Consider the following 23,878-nt stretch of genomic DNA (forward strand, 5'->3'; position numbering starts at 1 on the left):
GGCGGCAGCTGCTCCCTCGACCTCGAGGGCAGATTCACCTACGTCAGCGCCGGCGCCGCCGCCCTGCTCGACGCCCGCGCCTCGGATCTGATCGGCACGCGGCCCTGGCAGTCCTTGCCCTGGTGCACCGACCCGGCCTTCGAGGACAACTTCCGCGCCGCCGTGGTCAGCCGGAAGCCCAGCCGCTACACCGTCCTGCACGCGTCGGACCGCTGGCTCACATTCGAGCTGTATCCCGACGGAAGCGGAGTGAGCGTCCGCATCTCGACCACCGGTCCGGGCGGGGTCCCGCAGGAAGTACCTCCGGACGCGGGCCCGCCCCAGGCCGAGCCGATCGCCCTGAGCGAGGTGTACCGGGTGCTGCATCTGGCCGCCGCCCTCTCCGAAGCCGCCGGCGTGGGAGACGTCGTCGATCTGGTCACCGAGGAGATGCTGCCGGCCTTCGGGGCGCGGACGGTGGCCCTGCTGGCGGCCGAGGACGGCAGGATGCGCGTCATCGGCTGCCGCGGATACCGCCCCGGGCTCCTGGAACACTTCGACGGTGTCCCACTGACCTTCCCGGCGCCCGCGGTCCGCGTCATGGCGAGCGGCATACCGAGCTTCTTCACGACCTTCGAAGAACTGTCCCGCGCCTATCCGCCGGCCCCGCGCCAGGACGATGTGCACGCCTGGGCCTTTCTGCCGCTGATCGCCTCCGGGCGTCCGGTGGGCACGTGCGTGTTCGCCTTCGACCACCCCCACCCCTTCCCCGACCAGCAGCGGGTGCTGTTCACCGCACTCGCGGGACTGATCGCGCAGGCACTGGACCGGGCCATGCTGTACGACACCAGCAAGGAGCTCGCGCAGACCCTGCAAGCCGCGCTGCTCCCCACGTCGCTGCCCGACGTGCCCGGGCTGGAGGCGGCCGCCCGTTATCTGCCGAGCGTCCGGGGGATGGACATCGGCGGTGACTTCTACGGCCTGGTCCGGGTGGACGACACCACCGCGGCCGCGGTCATCGGCGACGTCCAGGGCCACAACGTCACCGCCGCGGCGCTCATGGGTCGGGTCCGCACCGTCCTGGGCTCCCAGTCCCTTGCCGGGGCCACGCCCGCTCAGGCCCTCGCCCAGGCCAACCGCGTCCTGCTCGACATGGACGCGGGGCGCTTCGTCAGCTGTCTGTACGCCCATCTCGACCTCGCGCGTCACCGGGCCGTCCTGGCCACGGCCGGGCATCCACCGCCGATTCTGCGCCACCCCGACGGGCACGCGGAGGTCCTTGCCCTGCCGCCCGGGCTGCTGCTCGGCATCGCCCCGGACACGGACTATCCCTCCGTCGAGATCCCGCTGCCCCCCGGTACCGTCCTCGCCCTGTACACCGACGGCCTCGTCGAGACTCCCGGCGTCGACCTCGACGACGCCATGAACGGGCTCGCCGCTCAGCTCGCCCGCGCCCGGCCCCAGCCCATGGACGAGCTCGCCACGGCGCTGATCGACCATGCGCGGCAAACCGCCCCCCGGACGGACGACATCGCCTTGCTGCTCATCGGGCTCGCCACCGCCGGGTAGGGCGCCTCGCGGTCCTCCGGTCGGCGCCGGCCGGGCTGACCCTGCGACGGCGGGTCGCCTCAGGACGCGAATCGTGGAAATCATGGAAACCGAATCAGTTCGTCGAGCAGCGGGTGGACGCGGTGATCCACCGGCGCCTCGACGAGCTGTTCCGAGCGGGCACCGGCGCGGACTGCTGCCCGTGCCGCCCGAGCTGCTCCGTGAGATCACCCGCGGCGCGTCGGAGCGGCTGCTCATGACGCCATCGCCGCACGCGCCGGGCTGGACGTCGGCCGTTCTGCTGCGGGCTTTGTCGGCACCGGGCTCCGCGAAGCGATTCGCCCCGACCGCCCCGACGCCGACGGGCAACTACCGCGGGCAGTCATCCCGACGGCCCGCGAGGACGATCAGGAGGTGGGCTCATGACCGGGACAACCGGCAGGGTGGCATTGGTGACCGGGGCCAGCAGCGGGATAGGCGCGCCCCTCCCGCGGATGTCACGCGGGGCGTGCAGGAGGAGCCGACCGCCCGCATCGCCGACGAGCCCGCCGTCCGGGCCGTCCCGCGCAGTCACCGACGTGGCCCTGCACCTCATCCGCACCGACCCCGACACCGGCGTCGCTCGAGTGACCCGTGCCACGACACTACGGGACCTGACGGCGGCACTTCGGGCCCCGAGCCTGCCAACTGCCTCTGTGCCGAGGTCAGAGCAGTACGTTCCCAGTCATGAGTCCCGCCCGCGCAGGCGTGTTGGCACGTCCCCGTGGCTGTCGGCACGGCGCCGTCCCACCACCGTCAGCGCTCGGGGCCACGACAGGAAACTCGCGGCCCAGCGCCGTCAGCACTGAAGGAGACCCGCCGATGAAGACCGTCACCCACTGGATCGGTGGCAAGCCCTTCGAAGATCTTGCAGGCGCCTCCGGCATCTGGGGCGCCGTGACCGACCCCGCGACCGGAGCGGTCACCGCACAGGTCGCGATGGCCGGCGCCGGTGAAGTCGATGCCGCGGTCGCCGCCGCGAAGGAGGCCTACGCCGGCTGGCGCACGTCCTCGCTCGCGCGGCGGATCGCGATCCTCTTCCGCTACCGCGAGCTCCTGGACGCGCGCCGCGACGACCTGGCCGCCCTGATCACCGCCGAGCAGGGCAAGGTCCACGCGGACGCACTGGCCGAGGTGGCCCGTGGCCTGGAGATCGTCGAACTGGCCTGCGGGCTGGGCATGGCGCTCAAGGGCGACACCTCCACGGAGGTGTCGAGCCACATCGACGTGGCGTCGATCCGCCAGCCGCTCGGTGTGATCGTGGGCATCTCGCCGTTCAACTTCCCCGCGATGATCAGCATGTGGATGTTCCCGATGGCGATCGCCTGCGGGAACACCTTCATCCACAAGCCGAGCAGCAAGGCCCCCTCCGCGTCCATACTCCTCGCCGAACTCGCGGCCGAGGCCGGCGTGCCCGACGGTGTGCTCAACATCGTGCACGGCGACGAGGTCGCGGTGAACGCGTTGCTCGACCACCCGGATGTGGCCGCAGTGTCGTTCGTGGGCTCCACCCCGGTCGCCCGGCACGTCTACACACGGGCGTCCGCAGCCGGCAAACGTGTCCAGGCCCTCGGCGGTGCGAAGAACCACATGCTGGTCCTGCCCGACGCCGATCTGGATGCGGCGGCCGACGCCGCCGTGACCGCCGCCTACGGCTCCGCGGGCCAGCGCTGCATGGCGGTGTCCGTGGTGGTCGCGGTCGGCTCGGCAGGCGACGCGCTGGTCTCCCGGATCGCCGAGCGGGCCACCAAGGTCAAGATCGGCCCGGGCAACGACCCGACGTCCGAGATGGGCCCGCTCGTCACCAAGGCGCACCGCGACGACGTCGCGCGCTACGTCGCGGGGGCGGCCGACCAGGGAGCCGATGTCGTGCTCGACGGCCGGGACTTCACCGTCGAGGGACTCGAGAACGGGCACTGGATGGGTATCACGCTCCTCGACAAGGTCAGCACCGGCTCGGACGCCTACCGCAACGAGATCTTCGGTCCCGTGCTGTGCGTCGTGCGTGCGGAGACCTACGAGGAGGCCATGCGCATCATCAACGGCTCCCCGTACGGCAACGCCGGCTCCATCTTCACCCGCGACGGCGGCGCGGCCCGCAGGTTCCAACTGGAGGTCGAGACCGGCATGGTCGGTGTGAACGTGCCGATGCCGGTGCCAGTGGGGTACCACACCTTCGGCGGCTGGAAGGACTCCGCCTTCGGCGACCACCGCATGTACGGCAGCGACGCCGTGCACTTCTACACGCGCGGCAAGGTCATCACCAGCCGCTGGCCGGACCCGACCGAGACGACGACCGGTCCGGACCTGGGCTTCCCCACGTCCCGCTGACCCTCGCCGCCGTCGCCGAGCCGAACCGCCTCCTGGCACCCGGCCGCCCGGCACTCCTCAGGGGGCCGCCTCCAGCCGCCGATGCGACAGGCGGACCAGACCCTCCGCCACCAGCGTGAGCCCCACGACCTGGAGGCCCAGCCACCAGCCGCCGCGCAGCCTTTCACCGTAGAGGCCCACGCCCAGGGCCAGGCTCACCAGTGCGTCTCCGAGCGTCAGCGCGGGCTGGGAGGCGACCAGCGGTCCGGACTGCATGGCGTTCTCCAGCAGGAACAGCGCACATATGCCGAGTGCGGCGAACGTGTACGTCTGCCACGCGGTGAAGAAGGTGCTCACACCTTGGCGGTCGAGGGCGGTGGTGGAGAACTTCATCAGCGCCGCGGTGAGTGAGTAGGCGACGGCAGCGGCCAGTCCCATGCAGGCGGCGCGGCTCGGCCCCCTGGGGAGCCTGACCGCGACACCGCACAGCACCGCGATGGCGACCAGGCAGCACGTCACGACCGCCCACCACCGTGATGGCGGGACCTCGAGGGTGCCGCCGGTCGGGGCCGCCGCGAAAAGAGCCAGGCACAGGCCGCCGCCGACCCTGGCGACGGGCGGCCAGTAGCCCCGGGGCACCGGACGCCGGAAGACGATGCTGGCGACGAGCAGCGCGATCGGCAACTCCAGCATGAACAGCGGTTGTACGACCGCCAGCGCACCGCCCGCCAGCGCGGCGCCCTGGAGTACCGCCGACAGGACGACCCCTCCGATGCCCAGCAGCCAGACCGGTGTGCGCAGCAGGTCCCACATCAGGCCGATCCGCAGACGGTCGGACTGAGGAACGCTGGTCGCGGCCCGGCGCTGCATCACGCTGCCCAGGGCATTGCTCGCGGCTGCGAGCACGGCGAGGACCGGTGACAGTACGGTCAGCACGATGGCCCGGTTGCCTCAGTGGCCGGCGAGCAGATGCGAGAGTTCGGAGTCCAGGTCGAGGTGCCTGCGTTCGGTGCCCGGCGGCACCAACGCCTCGGTGCGCCGCAGGAAGTCCGCCACCTCCTGCCCTGGGAGCATGAGATCGGCCTGTCCTGCCGGCGGCATCAGCGCGACCTCCACCATGAGCTGCCCCTGGCGCCGCGTCGGACTGAGGCGGACGTCACCGATGCCGGCGGGTCCGCGCAGTCCCTCCGCCAGCAGCTCACGGGCGAAGAACCACTCGACCGACGTGCCGCCGCTGAGGCGGAAGGTCGCCTGGACGGCGTAGGGGTCACGTGCGTGGTAGTGCAGCTGCGTGGGCACGGGCGCTGTCGATGTGTCCGGCATGACGACAAGTGCACGTAGCTCCGCGCTGATGTCACTCCTACGGGATCGCAAGGTCTCTTCCTCTCGGCACAGCTGGGGTACTGCTCGTGGCGCCGATCCCGGTGGCGTGCACACGAGCGGGCGGTCCGCCTCGCACGGGCGGCGCGCCCTCCAGCCCGGGGGCTGTCCCGGACCGCGGACCGGAGGGCTGTCCATGGGTGCCGAACCGTGCCGAGCGATCGCCGCTGGCACACACCTCGTCGCGCGCGGCCCATCGTGACCGGCCCTTGTGAAACACACGGTGACCACCACATGTATCCCGCATGCGCCACCATCCTGGGTGACATCGCTCACGGCCCTGGTCGCTCCGCGGTCGCGGTGGTGCGTCGTCCAGCGGCTCTTGCGCGGGAACGTCCGGGCAGGCGGCTTCCCGGAGGTAGGGGGTGGGCGGTGGTGGCTCTTCGTCCTCGCGGCGGACGCCACGAGCAGCGGCCACCTGTCCGCGCCGAAGCACGCGCACACGGCCGGTTGGACCAGCCAGGCTTGGCAGTCATGGCTCCTCCTGGAGTGGGTGCGGCGGCGCGGGTCTGCCGGGTCCGGTGCGTGTGGGCAGTCGCCGCACGTGCATCCGGCCGCGGTGACCGATGCACGGTCCAGGGTGGTGCGCGCTGCGGCGTGTCCCTGCGATGCGCGTACCGCCTGGCCGAGAACAGCGTCCACCCTCCGATGTCCCGGCATGCCGCCGCATCCCGCATATGGGTGATTCGGCCGGTCCCGGCCGCGGGCGGGTCGAGCGGCTCCGACGGGTGCCGGGACGGCGACCGCACGACGACGGCGGGCCGGTCCCGGGGTGTGCGCCCCGGGACCGGCCCGCCGGCCTCAGTGTCTGCCGTGTCTCACTGGCCGAAGCCGTAGGCGAACAGATGGTCCGTGCCCGTCGAGCCCGTCACCGGCAGGGTGATCGACGCCACCTGCTTGGACGCGTCCAGCGGGACCTTCGTGGCGAAGACGTAGGTCTTCACGCCGTCCTGGCCGCCACTGCCGGTGTTGCGGTAGCCCGTCGTCACGGCCGTGGTGTCGCCGGGGAGCGGCTTGCTCGATCCGGCGTTGAGGGTCCAGTCGGAGAACCCGACCGTCGCCTTGGAGGTGGTGCCGTCGGTGTAGGTGACGGTCAGCGTGCCCGAGACGCCGCTTCCGTCGGTGGGCGCGTTGGTCGCCGAGCCCAGCAGGCCCAGCGACGCTCCGGAGGTGCCGGCCGGCATCGGGATGGTCTGGCCGGCCATCTCCAGGTTGTCCAGCTGGCCGGACTTCACCGTCGGCCAGCTGTAGGAGACGCCGTCCACCGTGACGCTGGAGCCGCTCGTGACGCCGGCCGCCGACAGCGCGTTCTGCGAGAACGCCCAGCCGCCGTTGTCGAAGCCGCCCGAGAAGGTCGCGCCGTCGGGGTAGATGCCTTCGTTGGTCGCGTACGGCCACAGCTCCCCGGCCTTGGCCACGGCAACGCGGAGGGCCGCCCCGCTCAGTGCGGTGCCGGTGCTGTGGTCGGTCAGCGCGAAGGTGACCGGGAACGTGCCCTCTCCCGTCCCGGCCGTCACGTGGACCTTCGTCTCGGCGCTGCCCGCGGCGGGCACCTTCAGCGACCCGGAGGAGGTGTCGAGCGTGACGCCGGAGGGCGCCGTCGCCTTCCAGTCGACGGTGACGTCCTTGCTGCCGAGGTTGGTGAGGTTGAGCGTGCCGTCGCCGGACGCGCCCGGCTGCAGCACCAGGCCGTCGCTGGAGGGGCCGGTCGCCGCCAGCACCCGGTCGCCGCCGGTGGTGTCCGACGGAGGCACCGCCGACGGGCCGGACGCCCAGGACTTGTCGGGCTGGGTGCCGAGGGTGAAGTCGACCGTGCCGGCGCCCTTGAACTCCTGGTACGTCAGCCAGGAGGTCTTCCACTCCTTGCCCTTGACGTCGAGGGACTGCACGTACGGCGCGTCAGGTGCGGCCTGCGGCGCGTTGATCCGCACCGTCTTGCCGCCTGCCGGGGTCACCTCCGCCACGGGGAAGACCGGGCTGCCGAGCGCCAGGGTGTCCGTGCCCGGGGTCTCCGGGTACATGCCCAGCTCCGACCAGACGTACCAGGAGCTCATGGCGCCGAGGTCGTCGTTGCCGAACGAGCCGACCGGAGCGTTGAAGTACAGCTTCTGCTGGGCCTGGCGGACGGCCGCCTGGGTCTTCCACGGCTCGCCCGTGTAGTTGTACTCCCAGGGGATCTCCACGCTGGGCTCGTTGCTCAGGTTGGCGTCGGTGTTGCCGGGGTCGGTGATGTTGTCCAGCAGACTGTCCAGGAAGGACGAGTAGGCCTTGTCACCGCCGCGCGCCTGGATGAGCTGGCGCAGGTTGAACGGGACCATCGGCGTGTACTGGGCCGACGTGCCCTCCACGAACCCGTTGGAGGTGCCGGGGGTGAATCCGCCCGCGAACTGGCCGTCCTTGTTCTTCGCCTGCATGTAGCCGGTCTGCGGGTTGAAGACGTTCATCCAGTCCTGGGCGCGGGTGGCGAACTTCTGGTAGACGGCCGTCTTGCCCAGCGACTTGGCGAACGCGGCGAGGGCGTAGTCGGCGGAGTCGTACTCCAGCTGGGTGGAGACCGGGCCGTAGAAGTTGCAGCAGCCGTAGTCGTTCTCGTCCACCGGGAGGTAGCCCTTGGCGTCCCGCACCGATTCGCCCGGGCGGTCGTTGTTCGGGACGGTGGCCTCGTGCTGCAGGGCGGCCAGCGCCTTCTTCGTGTCGAAGCTGCGGGCGCCGAAGGCGTACGCGTCGGCGATGATGCCGGCGGCCGGGTCGCCGACCATGACGTAGCTCTCGCCGTTGTTCGAGGCCCACTTGGGCAGCAGGCCCGTCTGGTCGTAGCCGTTGAGCATCGAGGTGACGACGTCGCTGGTGACCTTGGGCTCGACCATCGCCATCAGCTGGGTCTGCGAGCGGTAGGTGTCCCAGCCGGAGTAGTTGGCGTACTGGGCCTGCTGGCCCTTGGCCAGCTTGTGGACCTGGTTGTCCATGCCCATGTACTGACCGTTGACGTCCGAGAAGACGTTGGGGTGCAGCAGCGCGTGGTAGAGCGCGGTGTAGAACTGCACCTGCTGGTCCGGGGTGCCGCCACCGATCCGGACCTTGTTCAGCACCGCGTTCCAGGCGTCGTGGTTCGCCTGCTCGACGGCGTCGAAGTTCCAGTTCTTGATCTCGGTGGCGAGGTTGTCCGCAGCGTTGGCGTCACTCGTGTAGGAGATGCCGACCTTCGCTCGCACCGTCGGGTTGGCGGAGGTGTCGAACGTCAGGTACATGCCGTTGGCGCCCGTCGTGGGGGGCTCGGCGGCGGTGCTCCCCGCGGTCCTTCCGGTGGCCGAGGTCCGGGGCGCCGCGCTGGAGCCCGGCGCCGGGGACGACGCGCCGGAGGACTTGCCGGCGCTCCCGTGCACCGTCGGGGACGGTGCCGCGGGGACGGTGAAGTGCTTTTCCTTCCGCGGTTTCGACGGGTGCGTCTGCAGGTTCTGCCGGGCCTTGCCCGCCTTCAGCGAGGTGTCGCCGGGGTTGATGGTGCTGCCGACCCACGTGCCGCCGGCGGTGAACGGCCGGTCGAACTTGATGTCGAAGTGCAGCGTGTAGCGGTTGTTGGCGCCGCAGAAGTGACCGCTGTCGATCGAGCCGCTGATCTCCTTCTTGCTCACGACCTGGACGCGGGTGCCGTCCACCTGTGTGGCTCCGCCACTGAGCTTGAACAGCAGGTTGGCCTGCTTGCCCGCGGGGAAGGTGAAGGTGCCCAGGCCGGCGCGTGTGGTGTCGGTCAGCTGGGTGGTGACCCCGCCCGCGTCGGTGACCTTGTAGTACCCGATGCCGGTGTGCTCGTCGTCGTGGCTGAAGCCGACGGACGCGTTGCCGAGGTTGCCCGACAGCGTGCCGGTCAGCGGCAGGACGGGCAGGTCGCCCGCAACGCCGCAGCCCGGTCCCGAGACGTGCGTGAGGCTGAAGCCGGACAGTTTGTCGTCGTTGTACTCGTAGCCGCCGCCGGAGGGGCGGTCGGGCGTGGTGTCGGGGCCCCACTGCACCATGCCGGCCGGCATGTCCGGGCCGGGGAAGGTGTCCACCTCTCCGGAGGTGCCGATGAGGGGGTTGACGAGGGACGCGGGGTCCTTCACCAAGGCCGGTGCCGCGGCACTCGCCGCGTAGGCGTTCCCGATCGCCGGGAGCGGGAGCGCGGCGATGCCCAGGACGGAGATCACGGCAAGGCGTTGGCGGAGTCTTCTTCGGTTGCGTGGCGCGGCTGAACGTCGGGGTCGGACCATCGGTTGCCTCCGCAGCGGTTCGTGCTTCGCACAGTGCTGACGTGCCGAAGGACGGGGACGTCAGTGACGGGCAACCGCCGGTCGCCCAGGGCGGCCTGACAACGTTGCCATTCACGAGTGTCGAGTGAAACCCGTGGGCCGACGACATGTCAACGAGGCCAACAGGACTTTCTGAGCGCGAAGTTCACAGCCTGCCGGCTGCGACAACCCGGCCGCTGAAGCCGACGGCCCCGCCACGCCCCCGGTGGTCCCGCGGGGCCACGCCGCGGCCGGGCTCCGCGCCGACCCCTGTGGTCGAGGACACGAAGGCGGCCGCTCCATGGCCCGACCAGTCGTGAACCGAGTTGGATTCCAGGGGAGTTGGGCACCTCTGACCGGGCGTGGCGTCACATCGCCGCCACGGCACGGGCACGGGGAACCACCGGCTTTCACAACCGCCCTCGCGCACGGCGAGGTTCCTTGCCGCTGCCTCCTGCATCGCAAAAGCAACGCAGGCCGGCGGGCTCGAGGACAGCCCGCTCTCCGGCGTTTCCTCCACCGATGCGGCAATGCCGCATGACACCTGCGCCATTCGGAGGACTTATATGACTATTTACGATCCATGAGAAATGGATGGGCATTTCCTTACAAGCAATGTCTTCCAGCATGTTGCGCACCATGAGAGCGGAAGATCGACACATCCCCGGCCGAACCGGTCGGGGACCTGGCGGGGCGTCAGCCCCGGTGCGCAACAGAAAGGCATGAACATGATCAACGCATGGAAGCGGGCAGCGGCGCTGGGGGCGGCGACGGTGGCCCTGGCCGCGGGCGCGGTCGTCGGCACGGTCGGCACCGCGTCGGCCGCACCGCAGCACCACCCGAGGCCCGGGGCGTCGCACCACTGCGTGAAGGTGCCGGGTCACTGGGTCCGGGTGTGGCACCCGGCGTACCGGGACCGGCAGGACCGGCACCACCACTCGCGCGCCGGCCACTGGACCCGCGTCTGGCGGCCCGCCCACCGGGAGTGCCACCGCTGACGCCGGTCGCCATCGCCGCGGGAGCGGTGGCGATCCTTCGGCCCCGGCACGTCGTTCGCGGCGGGCCGGGGCCGGCCCCTTGCCGCCTCCCGCTCTGCCGCGGTGTCGCCCCGTCGGACCGCCCTCCTGACAAGATGGCGGCATGGAACGAGTGCTTGGAATCGGCGGATACTTCCTGCGGGCCACCGACCCGCAGGCCCTGAACGCGTGGTACCGCGATTGCCTCGGCCTGGACGCCGACCAGAACGGACTGTGGCGGCAGGCAGCCGGACCGACGGTGTTCGCGACGTTCGAGTCCGGGACCGACTACTTCGGGTCCCGCGCCCAGCAGACCATGCTCAACTTCCGAGTCCGCGACCTGGATGCGATGCTCGCCCAACTGCGCGCCATGGGTGCGGACGTTGAGCCGGAGACGCAGGACATGGAGGGTGTCGGCCGATTCGGCTGGGTCACCGATCCCGAGGGCAATCGGATCGAGTTGTGGCAGCCCGCCTGACCGCGCCCGTGCGCCTCGCCGGTCGGCGGAGTCAACCCGCTCGGCCACGCGGAAGCGTTCAGCGCGAAGAGGGTGTCGCCGTCAGCCACTGGAGGGTGGACCGCGCATGCGAGCGACACCACTCGGGACGTCGCGACGCCCCCAGCGGCTTCGCGTCTTCGCGGTGTCCGGCCACGCAGGCTCCGCGAAAACCCCTTCGGCGGACGAGGGGTGACCGAGCTACCCTGCCGGTGGCCGTGCGAGAGATCGAGGAGGTGGTACCCGTGAACGCAGTATCGACATGGGTGCTCCCCTCCGGGGTCACGGTCGGGCGATAGACAGGTCGTCCGGGAGCGCCGTTCCAGTGCACTCCCGAAAGGCACGACCATGCATGTCACTTCCGAGCAGCGCCTCGACGACGGCGTGCTCGAACGCGCATTCACCCTCGACGAGATCCCCGGCATCGTGTGGACACCCGCATCGGCATCCGCAGCCGCACCGGTGCCGCTGATCCTGCTCGGCCACCCTCCCCTCGGCCTGCACAGGATGTACCCCCGGCTGGTGGCCCGGGCCCGGCACTCCGCGGCGGAGGGCTTCGCCACGGCCACCATCGAACTTCCCGGAAGCGGCGACCGGCCCCGTTGGCCCGCCGTCGAGCGGGCCCGCGCCGGCCTGCGCCGGACGATGGAGGCCGGCGAGCCGATCAGCAACGAGATCGTCGACTCCCTCGTCCTCCCGCTCGTCGAAAAGGCGGTCCCGGAATGGCAGGCCGCGCTGGACGCCCTCCTTTCGCTGCCCGGGATCGGCGGCCCGGTCGGGTACTCGGGGGGAGTGATCTCCATCGGCATCCGGCTCGCCGTGGTCGAGCCGCGCATCGCCGCCGCCGGTCTCTTCGCCGGGAGCCTCGTGCCTCGCGCCATGTTCGAGGAGGCCCGGCAGGTCACTGTTCCACTGCACGTCCTGCTGCAGTGGGACGACGAGCGGAACGACCGGCAGGCGGCCCTGGACCTGTTCGACGCCTTCGGCTCCAAGGAGAAAACACTGCACGCCACCATGGGCGGGCACACCGGCGTCCCGGATTCCGCGGCGGATTCGGCCGCCCGGTTCTTCACCCGGCATCTGAAGTGAGGCCGGGCCGTCGGACCGACAGCGGACGGTAGCCGGTGCCGGCCGGTACGCCGATCGTCAAGGACGGGTACCGGCCCGCGCGGCTCTCCACCCCATGGGCCCCTGACGGACTTCCGGCAAGGGCCCGTACTTCCGCCGGTGATCGAATTGCGAACTTACTGAGAGGTATATATCGTCACTAACAGTAATTAGCCCAGTCGCCTGAGTCTCCAGTGCCACGCGACTCCCGAGGCGGGTACCGAGTTCCGGCCGCCTTCGCATGCTCCGCGCCCCCGGAACCATGGGGTCGCCCCAAGGAGATCCGTCATGCCCGACATACTCCGCGCACACTCCCGCCGGAAGTTCATCTCCGCATCGGCAGCCGCCGTCACCGCGGCCGCGACGGGCGCTATGGGCCTGCCGGGCCGGGACATCGCGGGGAAACCCGTCACGGCGGATGAGAGGCAGAGCATCCGGCCCTTCCGCGTGAACATCCCCGAGCAGGTTCTCAGTGATCTGCGCCGGCGCATCATGGCGACGCGGTGGCCCGACCGGGAAACGGTGCGCGATCAGTCCCAAGGCGTCCAGCTGGCCACGATCAAGGACCTCGCAGGCTACTGGGGAACGGGCTACAACTGGCGGCACATCGAGGAGAAACTCAACTCCCTGCCGCAGTTCATCACAGAGATCGACGGACTCGACATCCATTTCCTGCACGTCCGTTCCCGCCATCCCGGCGCGCTCCCCCTGATCCTGACCCACGGCTGGCCCGGCTCGATCCTGGAGTTCCTGAAGGTCATCGGGCCGCTCACCAACCCGACGGCGCACGGGGGCCGCGCCGAGGACGCGTTTCACCTGGTCATACCCTCGATGCCCGGCTACGGCTTCTCGGAGCGGCCGACGACCACCGGGTGGGGCCCCGACCGCATCGCGCGCGCCTGGGCCGTGCTGATGGAGCGGCTGGGATACCGGCACTACGTGTCCCAGGGCGGCGACTGGGGTGCCGTCATCTCGGACAGGATGGCGGTGCAGCGTCCTGCGGGGCTGCTCGGAATCCACGTGAACTTCCCGGCCACCGTCCCGCCGGACATCGCCAGGAAACTCGCCTGCGGCGACCCCGTACCAGCCGGCCTGAGCCCGGACGAAAGGGCCGCGTACAACAAGCTGGCCGCCTTCTACAAGACCGGATCCGGCTACTCGGCCATGATGGTCACCCGTCCGCAGACCGAGGGATACGGCCTGGCCGACTCCCCCGTCGGGCTGGCGGCCTGGATGTACGACAAGTTCGCCGCCTGGACCTACAGCGGCGGCCATCCCGAGCGCGTGCTGACCAGGGACGAGATGCTCGACGACATCACGCTCTACTGGGTCACGAACACCGCGGTCTCCTCCTCGCGTCTCTACTGGGAGAACAACGCGAACAACTTCAACGCGGTGTCGGTGTCCGTTCCGGCCGCCATCACGGTGTTTCCGGGTGAGATCTACCAGGCGCCGCGGAGCTGGGCTTCGCGCGCCTACCACAAGCTGTTCTATTTCCACCAGGTCCGCAACGGCGGCCACTTCGCGGCCTGGGAGGTTCCGGACCTCTTCACGAACGAGCTCCGGGCGGCGTTCGGCGCACTGCGCAGCTCGCAGAGAGGCGGAGGGAAGTGACCTGCTGGGCCCGAGTGCGAGGAGCCCCTGCCCCTGCCGGCGATCTGATCCGTCATTCCGCGTCTTCCTCTTCGGCGCAACCGGCGTGAACGCGGACCGCCAGGGCCGCGACGTCGTCGGCGAGTCCGCCGCCGGTGTGCTGAAGGAGATCGCGGTGGAGCATGTCCAGCAGTTCCCTGGGCTCGGTCGAGGCCTGGTGACGCATCCACTCCTGCAGGGGAAAGAACTCGCGCTTGCCGTTGCGGCTCTCGATGACACCGTCGGTGTAGAAGAGCAGCTGATCGCCGGGGGCACAGTCGACCGTGTCGGTGATGTACTCGGTGCCGATGAGCGCCGCGAGGTTGAGCATCGGTGAGGCGGCCGTGGGGTCCAAAACGTGCAGCTTGCCCTGGTGCAGGAGCAGCGGGGGCGGATGGCCGCAGTTGAGGAGCCTGACACGGTCGCCCTGGTGCGGGAACTCGGCCAGCACCACGGTCGTGAACTGCTCCAGCAGGTCGCCGGCCGCGAGCGTACACGTGTGTCGCGTGCTGCTGACATCCAGGCGGCGGACGATGCCCTCCAGGGTCGGCTCGTCGTACGCGGCCTCCCGGAAGCAGTTGACCACCGCCGCGGCCGCTCCTACCGCGGGCAGGCCCTTGCCTCGCACATCGCCGATGATCAGCCGCACTCCGTAGGGCGTGGCGATGGCTTCGTAGAAGTCCCCGCCGATGCGGGCGTGCGCGGCGGCGGCGACGTACATCGACTCGATCTCGATGCAACCGACCCGGCGCGGCAGGGGGCGTAGGAGCACCTTCTGTGCCGCGTCGGCCACCAGGCGTAGCTGGACGAAGGCCTGCTCCCGCTGGATGCGAACATGGCAGGCGTAGGCGGCGGCCACGGTGACCGCGGCAATGGCACCGACGGTGAACCAGGTGCCGAGATCGGGATAGACGAGGCTCAGCCCGATCATGATGACAACGCAGACCGCTCCCAGCAGGATCGTGGGCAGTACGGGCCAGACGGATGCTGCGAGAGCGGGTACAGCGGTCAGGAGGCGGCTGAAAGCTATCTTCCTCGGCGTGGAAAACGCCAGACTTGTGACGACCACAGTCAAGATCAGTGGTGAGAGCAGCGCGGGACTCCACCGCCCACGCAGAGGACGACGAGGCCACATCCACCCAGTGCGGAGCACGAAACACAGCATATCGGCATATCCCCGGCGCAGTGACGTTGAACGCGCTGCGTAGCGGGGATTGAGCCGGCGGTGTACCCGAAAGCCGGGAGACGATCGGGGCCGCGATCGCCGCAATCCCGGCGGGTGGGCCGGTGAAGGCGCGCGTCAGACGGTCCGCCGCTCGGAGTAGGCCGACCAGCGCCCGTCACGCCGGGTCACCGTGATGTCCCGGCCGAAGCACGCCGTCAGCTGTGGGCCGGTGAGCACGCGCGCGACCGGTCCCTGGGCCAGGATGCGGCCCTCTCGCAGCAGCAGGGCATGGCCGATCGCCGGGGAGAGCTCTTCGAGGTGGTGGGTGACCGTCACAGTGGCCAGTCGCGGGCGCCGCTCGGCCAGCTGGAAGAGGGCCTCGATGAGGTCCTCCCGGGACGGCAGGTCCAGCGCGTTGAAGGGCTCGTCCAGGAGCAGCAGCGCCGGGTCTGCCATCAGCGCCCTGGCGATCAGGATGCGAGCCCGTTGCCCGCCCGAGCAGACCCCGTACGGCCGCTCTGCCAACTCCTTGACGCCCAGCTCGGCCAGCAGGCCATGGGCCCGCTCCCGGACCTCGTCGTCGTACCTCCGCCACAGCGGCTGAACGGTGCCGGTGTGCCCGGTCAGCACCACGGTGTGGGCGGTGAGGTCCTCGGGCACCCGCTGGGCGGTGGTGACATGTCCGATGCGGGCCCGCAGGTCACGGACGTCGACCCGGCCCAGCCGGGCGCCGAGTACCTCGACGGTGCCGGTCGTGGGGTGCATCAGGGCGCCGAGCAGCCGCAGCAGGGTGGTCTTCCCGGCGCCGTTGCCGCCCAGGAGCGCCCAGTGCTCACCGGCGCGGACCGTCCAGTCGATCCCGTCGAGGATCAGGTGCTCGGTCGTGTGCCGGCGGACGACGACGTCGTCGATGACCACTACCGCCCCCCTGGGATCCTCGACCTGCTCCGCAGCCTGCCTGGTCATCCGGGCCCTCTCATCCTCGGTGGGCGTTCGCGCCGAGGGTAGGTGCACGGTCCACGCAGCCGCTGGGGCGTCCAGAGTGTGAGCCACGGTCCGCTACGACGCGGTGGCCCCTGGTTCGGGACGCGACGCATCGGCGAGGAAGTGCTCGGCGAGTGGGGTGCCGGCGAACCTGTCGTGCATCAGACGGGAGAAGAGCAGGAGCGAGCTGCGCGGCCGGTGCAGCACCGCGAGGTCCTGGGCCTGCCCGGCGGCGTTGCGGGTGACCGTGACGACGACCTTCACGGGCTCGCCCCGGACGGAGGAGTCGTAGATCTCCAGGAAGCCGTCGTCACCGAAGTCGCCTACGAACGTGAAGTCCTGGAACTCGTACAGCTCGCGCGCCTTGACCACGATGGCACGCACCGCTTCCGCGCCCCGCGCCGTGCCGTTCATCGCCGCGCCCTCCAGGGTGGCGTCCTCGGCCAGGTGGTCCAGCCACCACGGGTAGTAGCTCAGGCCTTGACGGTCACCGTTGCCGTGCTTCATGTCTGCCATGTCGTCCTCCTTGGGCGGTCCTGGGCGCGGGCCGGTCCCGGACCGCACGATAAGAGCATATGCTCCTATTTGCAGACAGGCAAGCACCACCCTCGGAGCCACGCCGCGCTACTGCGGCGAGGCCAGCCACTCGTCGAAGGTGGTGGGCGCGATGCGGGCGTCCTTGCCCGGCAGGAGCACGTCGCCGGCCATCTCCGGTCCCAGCAGCGACGACCAGGTCGGCACCAGCCTGACCTCGTGTCCGCGGGCGTCGTTGGTCCGCCGGGCCATGTCGACCAGGTCCTGCGGCTCAGGTCCGGCGACGTCGCGGTAGCGCCCCTGCGGTGCACCCGTCGCGATCTCGGCGAGGATCTCGGCCACGTCCGCGGGCGCGATGGGCTGGACGAGCAGCGGCGGGATCGTCGCGACACCGTCGTGCTCGGTCCAGTTCGTCATCGTCGCGGCGAAGTCGTGGAACTGCGTGAAAGGGACGATCGTCCACGGTGTCGGCCCCTCGGCCACACGGCGTTCCTGCTCCCGCTTGCCGGCGTAGTGGGCGTTTCCCTCGACGCGATCGATACCGACGATCGTGAGCAGCACGTGGTGACGGACACCGGCCCGTTCCTCGGCCGCGAGCAGGTGGCGCGTGGTGGCACCGAAGCGCGCCACCGCCTCGTCCAGATCGGCCGTCTCCTGGCTCGTGGCGTCCACGACGGCGTCGACGCCCGCCAGCGCGGCATCCAGGCCCTCCCCGGTGATCAGGTCCACACCGAGCGAGCGGCTGATGCGTACGACGTCGTGTCCGGCCCGCTCCAGGGCCGCGACGGTGCGCGCTCCGATGTTCCCCGTTGCGCCGGCGACGGCGATGCGCATGGCACGCATGGCGGCCCCCTCTGTGTCGCTCGCCCCCCTGCCGTCGGCGTCGTCAGGGTGAGCGGCCACGGGTGCGGTCCTCCCCCAGCGTCGTTCCCCGCGGCCAGGAACGCATCCCGGCGGCCGGTGCCACGGTGGCCTCGCTCCCGGCTCGGCGGAGTCGATGCCCGCCGAGCCGGATGCCCCTCATTCGGCCCAGGGCTGGAACCCGGTGCCGAGGACGTCCTCCAGAGCGGCGCGGAGCCCGGCCGCCCGGTCCGCGCCGAAGCTCGCCTCGAACTCGGCCTGCACTCTGCGCCAGTGCGGGAGGGCGGCCTTCATCCGGGCGAGGCCGTCTTCGGTGATGGTGACGATGCGGGCACGGCGGTCCGTCGGCGACGGTTCGACGGTGACAAGGCCTTCGCGTGCGAGCGGTTTGAGATTGGTGGCCAGGGTGGTGCGGTCCATGGCGATCATCTCGGCGAGGCTCGTGATGGTCGTCTGCTCCTCGGTGCTCAGCTTCTGCAGGATGCTGAACTGCGTCGCACGCAGACCCGTCGGGGCGAGCGCCTTGTCATAGGTGGCGCCGAGGTACCGGGCCGCCTTGCGCAGGGCCAGGTTGTTGCAGGAGGCGAGGGCGTCCCTCTCGCTGCGGGCCATGATCTCCTCCAGGTGCCGGATCAATGTACGAGTATATGCACCTAACGACGCGGGGGCTCCCTCCGCCGATGACGCGGGCCGGAACTCCCGGCGCCCGCGCGAGACCTGCGCTCGCGAGGCGCCGAGGCTTCCGGACGCAGCGGCCTGGCCCTCACGGGCGCGGGTCCTGCCCGGCCGTTGCCGTCACCATGTCGGCCGTCACACATGGCGCGGGTACTTGCACCTCCCCCATTACGAGCATATGCTCCTATTTGCAGGCACCGGTCTTGCGAATCCGCCGCCCTGCCGTTCCCGCAGCACCTGCGGAAGCGCCTCGCCGAACGACCGCGCGCCTTGGTCGGCACGCGGATGCGAATGCGATCTTGTCCACTCACACCCCAGGAGACAGTCCTATGTCTGCCAGTCACCCCGTCCTCCTCACCGGCGCGGGCGGCGTGGGCCGAGGCGTCCTCGAGAAGCTGCGCTCACACCACGTGCCCGTGCGGGTCATGGTCCGCCGGGACGACGACCGTGCCGCACACCTGCGCGCACTCGGCGCGGAGGTCGTCCTCGGCGACCTCACCCGGCCCGAGACCGTCGCGGCCGCGCTGGAGGGCGCCCGAAGCATGTACTTCGCCATGCCCGTGTCCCCCGACCACCTCCTCGCGGCGACCGTCGTGGCCGACGTCGCCCGGGAATACGGCGAGCTGGACGCCCTCATCGACCTGTCCCAGATGACCGTGTCACAGATGACCGCCACCAGCACCGCGGAATCCCACCAGCAGCGGCTGCACTGGCTGGCGGAGCGGGTGTTCAACTGGTCGGGCCTGCCGGTGGTCCATGTCCGCCCCACGTCCTTCCTGGACAACCCGCTGTTCACCACGCTCCCGGCACGGACGATCCGCCGGAACGCCACCATCGAGCTGCCGTTCGGGACCGGACGCACCTCGCCGATCGCCGTCGACGACGTGGCCAGAGTGATCGCGACCGTGCTGCGCGACCCCGCCCCGCACGTGGGACACGTCTATGAACTCACCGGTCCGCGAGCGGTGGACATGAACCAGATGGCCGACGCCTTCTCGAAGGCGCTGGGCCGGCCGGTCGCGTACGTGGACGTCCCCCTCGACCAGTGGCGCGAGGAAGTGCTCTCCACCATCGGCCTGCCGCCGCACATCGAGCAGCACATCCTCACCATGTGCCGCCTCCACCAGCAGAACCGCTACGACCGAGCGACCGGCGACGTCGAGCGGCTGACGGGTGCCCCCGCCCGGTCCATCGAGGAGTTCGTCGCCGCACGCAGGGACTTCTACCTGGGCTGACAGCGCCCCGGGCGCGCGGAAGCAGCCGCGCCCCATCAACCGCAACAAACGAAAGGCATGTACCGAGATGAGCATGAAACTGGAACTCTTCGTCCTCCCCGTCTCCGACGTCGACCGCGCCAGGGCCTTCTACGAGCAGGCCGGGTTCCGGCTCGACCTCGCCGCCGACGTCAGCGAGGACTACCGGGCCGTCCACCTCACGCCGCCCGGGTCCGAGGCCTCGATCATCTTCGGCAAAGGGCTCACCACGGCCGCACCGGGCTCGGCCCAGGGGCTGTACCTCGCCGTCACCGACATCGAGGCGGCCCGCGCGGAGCTCGTCGGCCGTGGAATCGAGGTGAGCGAGGTGTTCCACGACGGCAAGGGCGTCTTCTTCCACGGGCACGCCGACGGAGATGTCGTCCACGACGGTCCGGGTCAGGAGCGGATCGCCGGCGCTCACCCCCAGCGCGCCAGTTACGGCTCCTACGCCACCTTCCGCGACCCGGACGGCAACGGCTGGGTCCTCCAGGAGATCACACAGCGCGCCCCTGGCCGCTGACCGCGACCGCATGGGTCAACGGGACACCCCGCGCCCCGCCCTCGCACCGGCGCCGCAGCGCGAGGGCGCACCCGACCCCTCCGGGACAACCCGTCGCCCTCCACGCCGAGAGCGTGCTGTGCACGCGAGCACATCCAACACCCCAGGAAACACATCGTGCGACACCCAAGGAAACACATCATGCCCAAACTCAGCCTGCGCGCCTTCATCCCGGTCGGCGCCGCCGCCGTAGTCCTCGCTGCCGCTCCGCTCGCCTCGGCCGGCGCGAGCAGCACTCACCACGCGCATCAGCGCGAGCAGACCATCCAGTTGGTTGCCCGGCAGACCCAGTCCGAAGCCGTCGATGTGGGCAAGAAGGGACACAGCCTCGGCGACCAGCTCGTGATCGCCGAAGACCTGTACCGGAACGGAAAGAAGATCGGCGACCACGCCGTGGTGTGCACCTACGTGCACACCGGTCCGGACGCACTGCAGTGTCTGGGCACCTTCGCCCTTCCCCAGGGGCAGATCACCGGGCAGGCGCTTCTGCACCTGCCGTCCCCCTCCGCCGTCGACGTCGCCATCACCGGCGGCTCAGGCGCCTACAGCGGGGCCGGGGGCTACGTCCACACCGTCCCCGCCGGCACCACGGAGCGGCACCTCACCTTCCACATCCGGTGAGCAGGCCGGTCCGAGTGCCTCCCACTCCTCGGCCGGCAGGTCGAGGAGGCGGTGGATCTCCCGCGGACTCGGCAACGGGCCGTGGTCTGCGGTCACGTGCAGGGCCGACACCGCGGTGATGTGCCCCAGTCTGAGGGCCTTGTCGGGCGCGGCTCCCCGGAGCAGGCCCGCGAGGAAGCCGGCGGCGAAGGCGTCGCCGGCGCCCACGGGCTCCACCACCGTCGCCGGCAGCGCCGGCACCGTGTGGGCGCCGTGGCCGGTGAAGGCGGTGGCGCCGCGGGCGCCGTCCTTGACCACGAGGACGCGGGGATGCGGCAGCAGGCGCCGCAGGGCGGTCACTGTCAGGTCCTCGCCCCACAGGCCCTGCGCCTCGTCCAGGCCGACGAAGACGATGTCCGCGCGGTCGGCCAGCCTTAGCAGCAGGGTGGACGCGGTGCCGTGGGGCCACAGGGCGGGGCGGTGGTTGACGTCGAAGCTGACCGCGTGGGGCCGCCGCTCGGCGGGGAGGTCAAGGGCCCGGGTGAGCAGGTCCCGGCACGAGGGGGAAAGGGCCGGCGTGATGCCGGTGAAGTGCAGCAGACCCGCCGAGCGCACGGGCTCCTCGTCCAGCAGTGCGGGGCCGAGCGCCGAAGCCGCCGAACCGGCTCTGTAGTAGTGCACGCGCGTTCCGGCGGGGCCGGGGTTCTTCACGAGGAGCCCCGTGGGGCGATGGGCGTCGGTGCGCACGTACGACACGTCGACTCCGGCGGCGGACACCGCGGCGCGGACGCGTCTGCCCAGCGGGTCGTCTCCGAGGGCCGAGAGCCAGGCGACGGGGACGCCGTGGTCGGCCAGGTACGTGGCCACGTTGGACTCCGCCCCGGCCACCGACAGGCTCAACTCCCGGACGTGTTCCAGTGGTTCCGGTGGGTCGGGCACGAGGGCCGCCATCGTCTCGCCGACGCACACCACGGGCCCCGTGGGGCGCCACGGCTGCCGCGCGCCGGCCGGTTCCCTCCTCGTCCCGCTCATGACGGGCTCTGCCCGGGCGCCTGGTGCCGGGTGTCCCGCCGGGGCACCGCCCCCGCCGCCGGCAGGACGGAGAAAGCCGGGCGGTAGGGAGCGGCGGGCGTCCCGGGGACCTCGACCCGGACGTCGAACAGGGCTCCGTCGTACCTCCCGGGCGGATTGAGGCCGAGGCGGGCCGTGGTGATGTGCAGGACGTCGCCTTCGAGGCACACGCCCGCCGGCCGGCTCGCGGGGAGCCGCACGATGCGGTCCACCGTGCCGTCGGGCAGGTGCCGGCGGACCGTCCCCGTGCCCCAGACGGCGACCCAGACGGCGCCTTCCTGGTCGATGGCCATGCCGTCGGGGCTGCCGTCGTCCACGGTGACGAAGACCTCGGGCGGCCCGAGCCGGGCGGTTCGGGGGTCGACCGGATAGCGCCGGATCACGCTCCGGGCGCTGTCGGCCAGGTACATCGAGCAGCCGTCCGCGGTGAACACCGGGCCGTTGGGGACGGTGATGCCGTCCAGGACGCGCTCGACCGTGCCGTCGTGGTCGACCCGGTACAGCGAGCCGTCCGCCTCGTCGGTGTCGTACGCCATGCTGCCCGCCCAGAACCGGCCCGAGGGGTCGGCCGCGGCGTCGTTCATGCGCATGCGCGGCCCCTGCCCCTCCTCCGGGGAGGCCAGCGGGCTCGTGGTGCCGTCGGGGTGCAGGAGGCGGATGCCGGTTCCCGCGGCCGCGATCCAGGTGCCCGGATGTCCGGCCACGGGAGCGACGGCGCCCAGCGGGACGGGGAGTTGCGCGAGCGTCCGCAGCGGGGCCGCGGGATCGTCGGGGCTCGCCAGAAGGCGGCCCGCGAGGAGGTCGACGAGGACGATCCCGGCCTGTGTCCAGCGGATGCCCTCGCCGAGTTCGAGGCGGTCGGGACGAGCGGGACGGGGCTGCGGGGTCACGGCGCCGCCTTTCGGACGGCGGTGCGGAAGGTGCGGGCGCGGGTCCTGAGCGCGTCGAGGCTGCCGCCGTCGGCGGCGTCGCCGACGAGCGGGGTTCCGACGCCGACCGCCGTCGCGCCGGCGGCGAGACAGGCGCGGGCGACGGCTTCGTCGACTCCGCCGACGGGGACGAACGCGGCGTCGGGGAACGGGCCGCGCAGGGCCTTCAGGTACGCCGCTCCCCCGGCCTGGGCGATCGGGAAGATCTTCAGCGCCGCCGCGCCCATCCTGCGTGCGGCGATCACGTCCGTCGGGGTGAACACGCCGGCGAGCACCGGCAGCCCCAGGTCGTGTGCCGCGGGTATGCCCTCTCCCAGGCCGGGGGTGACGGCGAACGTCGCGCCCGCGTGGTGGGCGGCACGGGCGTCGTCGGCGGTCAGGACGGTGCCGGCGCCCACGTAGTGGTCGCTGCCGAGGAGTTCGCGGGCCCGGGCTATGACGGTGAGGGCGTCCGTGCCGGTGAGCGACACCTCGATGAGTTCGATGCCCTCCTCGGCCAGGGTGAGCACGGTGCGCAGCGCGGCATCGGCGTCGCGCCCGCGGACGATGGCGAGCAGGCGGTGGGCTGCCAGGGCAGCGGGTAGGTCCACGGAGCGGTCTCCTTGCTCGGGGTTCAGGGGCAGCGGCAGTCGGTGGTGAGCGTCAGCCGCCAGCGCACCTCTCCCGTGGCGGGCACCCGTGCGGCGTCCTCGGGGCCGGCGTCGGCGAGGTCGAAGACGCGGCCGAGCATCGGCTCGACGCCCGTGCTGCGGTAGGGGTTGGTCCGGGGGAAGCCGCCGAGGTTGCGCCACAGGGCGATCGACACGGGCTGCCCGGCCGTGGGGCCCGCGGCCAGTGGCCCTCGGGCGGCGGGCTGTTCGAGCACGCCGAGGCTGAGGGCCAGCCGGTCGCGGCCGTCGTGCACGCAGCACAGGGAGGTGTCCACGACGGCTCCGATCGCGGTGCCGTCGTCGGGGCCGAGCCGGTCGAGGGCCAGCCCGCGCGGGGCGGGCCAGGAGCCCGCGACCCACGGTGCGCCGGCCGGCCACGGCTCCTTCAGGAGGGGGGCGGCCTCCGGGAACAGGCGGGTGGTCGCGCCGCCGCGCAGGTGGAGGCTCGCGTCCTGCGAGAGGTCCAGCAGGGCGTGTGCCGCCCAGAGGAAGTGGAAGCCCGGTTCGGCGGTGAGCGTGTAGTCGGCCTCGGCGCCGTCGTGCGTGGCGCGGATGGTCCGGGCCAGGGTGAAGGAGTCGCAGCGGACGCGGTCGGTGTCGCCGTCGCGGGACCACGGGCGCGACCAGGCGTCGCCGTGGTCGGGGCGGCCGCGGACGGTGGGCACGCACTCCTCGAGCCCGCCGGCGTCGACGAACGCGTCGCCGGGGGCGGCCCGGTGCCGTTCCGGCGCACGACGGTGCCAGAGCCACTCGCGACCGTCGGCGCGCAGGGACGTCCAGCGGCCGCCGTGGTGCACGTCGGTGACGACGTCGAGCATGGGG

Annotated in this window: 21 protein-coding genes; 9 read left to right on the plus strand and 12 right to left on the minus strand. The window is 71.3% G+C overall.

Translation table 11 applies throughout. The features are described from left to right. Both ACLU3S_RS16455 and ACLU3S_RS16460 read left to right on the plus strand, forming a co-directional pair. Positions 1 to 1,548: SpoIIE family protein phosphatase (locus ACLU3S_RS16455; RefSeq protein ID WP_413952602.1), on the plus strand; the 1,548-nt coding region annotated here is incomplete at its 5' end. 840 nt (positions 1,549 to 2,388) lie between these two features. After that, positions 2,389 to 3,897, plus strand: a complete 1,509-nt coding sequence (locus ACLU3S_RS16460; RefSeq protein WP_413952603.1) for a CoA-acylating methylmalonate-semialdehyde dehydrogenase — start codon at positions 2,389 to 2,391, stop codon at positions 3,895 to 3,897. A 57-nt stretch (positions 3,898 to 3,954) separates the two neighbouring features. Here ACLU3S_RS16460 and ACLU3S_RS16465 read toward each other — a convergent pair whose 3' ends face one another. The 3 genes from ACLU3S_RS16465 to ACLU3S_RS16475 form a co-directional block, all read right to left on the minus strand. Further along, positions 3,955 to 4,812: a DMT family transporter gene (locus ACLU3S_RS16465; protein WP_413952604.1), complete on the minus strand. Its 858-nt coding sequence runs from the start codon at positions 4,810 to 4,812 to the stop codon at positions 3,955 to 3,957. Between the two features lie 15 nt (positions 4,813 to 4,827). After that, on the minus strand, positions 4,828 to 5,199 hold the full coding sequence (locus tag ACLU3S_RS16470) for an SsgA family sporulation/cell division regulator (protein ID WP_413952605.1): 372 nt from the start codon (positions 5,197 to 5,199) through the stop codon (positions 4,828 to 4,830). Positions 5,200 to 6,074: 875 nt separating this feature from the next. After that, complete coding sequence (locus tag ACLU3S_RS16475; RefSeq protein ID WP_413952606.1) at positions 6,075 to 9,440, minus strand: GH92 family glycosyl hydrolase; 3,366 nt, start codon at positions 9,438 to 9,440, stop codon at positions 6,075 to 6,077. Positions 9,441 to 10,249: 809 nt separating this feature from the next. On the opposite strand from ACLU3S_RS16475, the gene ACLU3S_RS16480 reads away from it, so the two are divergent. The 4 genes from ACLU3S_RS16480 (at position 10,250) to ACLU3S_RS16495 (ending at position 13,754) form a co-directional block, all read left to right on the plus strand. After that, complete coding sequence (locus ACLU3S_RS16480) at positions 10,250 to 10,519, plus strand: hypothetical protein (protein WP_413952607.1); 270 nt, start codon at positions 10,250 to 10,252, stop codon at positions 10,517 to 10,519. A 142-nt stretch (positions 10,520 to 10,661) separates the two neighbouring features. Further along, entirely contained in the window at positions 10,662 to 11,015 is a 354-nt protein-coding gene (locus ACLU3S_RS16485) for a VOC family protein (RefSeq protein WP_413952608.1), read from the plus strand. Positions 11,016 to 11,381: 366 nt separating this feature from the next. Further along, positions 11,382 to 12,122 (plus strand): alpha/beta hydrolase, encoded by a 741-nt coding sequence (locus ACLU3S_RS16490; protein WP_413952609.1) that lies wholly within the window; start codon positions 11,382 to 11,384, stop codon positions 12,120 to 12,122. Between the two features lie 306 nt (positions 12,123 to 12,428). Further along, positions 12,429 to 13,754, plus strand: a complete 1,326-nt coding sequence (locus ACLU3S_RS16495) for an epoxide hydrolase family protein (RefSeq protein WP_413952610.1) — start codon at positions 12,429 to 12,431, stop codon at positions 13,752 to 13,754. 52 nt (positions 13,755 to 13,806) lie between these two features. Here the strand turns inward: ACLU3S_RS16495 and ACLU3S_RS16500 are convergent, their stop codons facing one another. The 5 genes from ACLU3S_RS16500 to ACLU3S_RS16520 all read right to left on the minus strand — a co-directional run bounded on the left by ACLU3S_RS16500 (position 13,807) and on the right by ACLU3S_RS16520 (position 17,952). Continuing rightward, positions 13,807 to 14,703, minus strand: coding sequence for a PP2C family protein-serine/threonine phosphatase (locus ACLU3S_RS16500; protein ID WP_413952611.1), 897 nt, complete (start codon positions 14,701 to 14,703; stop codon positions 13,807 to 13,809). Between the two features lie 369 nt (positions 14,704 to 15,072). Next, complete coding sequence (locus tag ACLU3S_RS16505; protein ID WP_413952612.1) at positions 15,073 to 15,903, minus strand: ABC transporter ATP-binding protein; 831 nt, start codon at positions 15,901 to 15,903, stop codon at positions 15,073 to 15,075. A 93-nt stretch (positions 15,904 to 15,996) separates the two neighbouring features. Next, positions 15,997 to 16,437: a hypothetical protein gene (locus ACLU3S_RS16510; RefSeq protein ID WP_413952613.1), complete on the minus strand. Its 441-nt coding sequence runs from the start codon at positions 16,435 to 16,437 to the stop codon at positions 15,997 to 15,999. 108 nt (positions 16,438 to 16,545) lie between these two features. Further along, complete coding sequence (locus tag ACLU3S_RS16515; protein WP_413952614.1) at positions 16,546 to 17,358, minus strand: SDR family oxidoreductase; 813 nt, start codon at positions 17,356 to 17,358, stop codon at positions 16,546 to 16,548. Positions 17,359 to 17,475: 117 nt separating this feature from the next. After that, a complete protein-coding gene (locus ACLU3S_RS16520; protein ID WP_413952615.1) occupies positions 17,476 to 17,952 on the minus strand; it encodes a MarR family winged helix-turn-helix transcriptional regulator in 477 nt (158 codons plus the stop codon). Positions 17,953 to 18,320: 368 nt separating this feature from the next. Here ACLU3S_RS16520 and ACLU3S_RS16525 point away from each other — a divergent pair, with 368 nt between their 5' ends. The 3 genes from ACLU3S_RS16525 to ACLU3S_RS16535 all read left to right on the plus strand — a co-directional run bounded on the left by ACLU3S_RS16525 (position 18,321) and on the right by ACLU3S_RS16535 (position 20,427). Continuing rightward, positions 18,321 to 19,226: an NAD(P)H-binding protein gene (locus tag ACLU3S_RS16525; RefSeq protein WP_413952616.1), complete on the plus strand. Its 906-nt coding sequence runs from the start codon at positions 18,321 to 18,323 to the stop codon at positions 19,224 to 19,226. 67 nt (positions 19,227 to 19,293) lie between these two features. Further along, complete coding sequence (locus tag ACLU3S_RS16530; protein ID WP_413952617.1) at positions 19,294 to 19,767, plus strand: VOC family protein; 474 nt, start codon at positions 19,294 to 19,296, stop codon at positions 19,765 to 19,767. Positions 19,768 to 19,947: 180 nt separating this feature from the next. Next, positions 19,948 to 20,427: an allene oxide cyclase barrel-like domain-containing protein gene (locus ACLU3S_RS16535; RefSeq protein ID WP_413952618.1), complete on the plus strand. Its 480-nt coding sequence runs from the start codon at positions 19,948 to 19,950 to the stop codon at positions 20,425 to 20,427. On the opposite strand, the gene ACLU3S_RS16540 is transcribed toward ACLU3S_RS16535, so the two are convergent. Genes ACLU3S_RS16540 through ACLU3S_RS16555 form a run of 4 tightly spaced genes read right to left on the minus strand, consistent with a single transcriptional unit; the run spans position 20,341 to position 23,874 of the window. Further along, positions 20,341 to 21,438 carry a sugar kinase gene (locus ACLU3S_RS16540; RefSeq protein ID WP_413952619.1) on the minus strand — a complete coding sequence of 366 codons (1,098 nt, stop codon included), beginning with the start codon at positions 21,436 to 21,438 and terminating at the stop codon, positions 20,341 to 20,343. The genes ACLU3S_RS16535 and ACLU3S_RS16540 overlap by 87 nt on opposite strands. Further along, positions 21,435 to 22,367 (minus strand): SMP-30/gluconolactonase/LRE family protein, encoded by a 933-nt coding sequence (locus tag ACLU3S_RS16545; protein ID WP_413952620.1) that lies wholly within the window; start codon positions 22,365 to 22,367, stop codon positions 21,435 to 21,437. Before ACLU3S_RS16545 ends, ACLU3S_RS16540 begins: the two co-directional genes overlap by 4 nt. Continuing rightward, positions 22,364 to 22,996: a bifunctional 4-hydroxy-2-oxoglutarate aldolase/2-dehydro-3-deoxy-phosphogluconate aldolase gene (locus ACLU3S_RS16550; RefSeq protein WP_413952621.1), complete on the minus strand. Its 633-nt coding sequence runs from the start codon at positions 22,994 to 22,996 to the stop codon at positions 22,364 to 22,366. The genes ACLU3S_RS16545 and ACLU3S_RS16550 overlap by 4 nt, the downstream gene beginning before the upstream one ends. 23 nt (positions 22,997 to 23,019) lie before the next feature. Then, the gene (locus tag ACLU3S_RS16555) at positions 23,020 to 23,874 is read right to left on the minus strand and encodes a hypothetical protein (protein ID WP_413952622.1); all 855 of its coding nucleotides are present in this window, start codon (positions 23,872 to 23,874) and stop codon (positions 23,020 to 23,022) included. Positions 23,875 to 23,878: the final 4 nt, after the last annotated feature.

It is taken from the genome of Streptomyces sp. AF1A (assembly GCF_047340315.1).
In the GTDB taxonomy this organism is placed as follows: Bacteria; Actinomycetota; Actinomycetes; order Streptomycetales; family Streptomycetaceae; genus Streptomyces.